General features: G+C 65.1%; 2 protein-coding genes. Both read left to right on the forward strand.

The features are described from left to right. The first annotated feature begins 873 nt into the window (after positions 1-873). Entirely contained in the window at positions 874-1,002 is a 129-nt protein-coding gene (locus I5E_RS26640) for a hypothetical protein (RefSeq protein WP_261975001.1), read from the forward strand. After that, the coding region (locus tag I5E_RS26100; protein WP_222836492.1) for a hypothetical protein at positions 999-1,270 on the forward strand (272 nt) is incomplete at its 3' end. The genes I5E_RS26640 and I5E_RS26100, both read left to right, overlap by 4 nt.

Genomic DNA, 1,270 nt, shown 5'->3' on the forward strand with positions numbered 1-1,270 from the left:
CCCCCCTCACCCCAAAAAAAAAAAAATATTAAAAATGTGTGGGGGGGGGGGGGGGCCCCCCCAACAACAAACATTTTTTTTTTTTTTTGGGGGGGGGGTGCCGCTTATATTAAACCTATAAAGGGCCCCCCCTATTTTGCCTTTTGTTTTAAAACCCCGCCGCACCCCCCCGGGGGGGGAGAGAAAAAAAAAAAAAAAAAAGGGGGAGGGGGCGGCAATAAGATAGCTAAAATATGTTTTTATCACCCCCCCCCCCCCCCCCCTAACCGCAATAAAAAGGGGGGCAAAAGGGGGTGTTTTTTTTTTTGGGTGGGAGGAGGCCGACCACCCCCCCGGGGAAAAAAAAAAAAAAAACCCCCCCCCCCCCCCCCCCCTCCCCCATTTTGGGAAAGAAGGGGGGGGGGGGGCCTTTTTCTTTTTTCCTCCCCCCAACAAAGGGGGGGGGGGGGGGGGGGTTAAAAAAAAGGGGGATGCGGGGGGTTCCCCCCCCTTCCCCCCCAAAAAGGAGGAAAAACCCCCCCCCCCCCCCCCCCCCGGCGGGGGGGGGGGTTTGTTGGGGCTCCCCCCCCCCCCCCCGGGGGGCGCCGGCCAACCCCCCCCCCCCCCCCGCGCCCCCGCGGGGGGGTTCCGAGGCCCCCGGGGGGGGGGGGGGGGGGAGAAAGCCCCCCCCCCCCCCCCCCCCCGGGAGGGGGGGGNCCCCCCCCCCCCCCCCCCCCCCCCCCCCCGCCGTGAACGGCAACCTGAGCGGCGTCGTGCACTGAGCGAGGAATCGGGCAGGCTTTCAGCATGACTCGCCGAAATCCAGCCAGCCCTGCGTTCGGCGCGACCTCCTTGCCGACAGCTGGTCTCCCGCATGACCCGACGATGAACGGCGTGAATCGTCACGATCCGATCTGGAACAACGCGAGCGATCACGCCGGCCAGTACAGGTACTTCGACAAGAACACCGAGTCGCTCGACAACATCGCCCGCGCGACCGCCGGGAAGCTCAGCGACCGGTGAGCACACGCACCGCGACAGCGATCCTGGCTTTGGTGAGTACTTCGGTGCTGCTGGCTGGATGTGCGCAACAACCGAAAGGCAGCGAGATGGACGCCGAGCAGGCACGAGACGGCATGGTCAGCCTGGTCAAACAGACAATGAAGGCGGCCGGCGGCGATTGGACCGCGCTCTCGGACGGACCCGCATCGTCGGAGTGCTCGGCGGGCAACGGCAGCTCAGAAGTGCACGTTCTCATGGGACCAGGAGCGGACCGGCGCTACGGATCCGG

Source organism: Curtobacterium sp. B18, assembly GCF_000333375.1.
In the GTDB taxonomy this organism is placed as follows: Bacteria; Actinomycetota; Actinomycetes; order Actinomycetales; family Microbacteriaceae; genus Curtobacterium.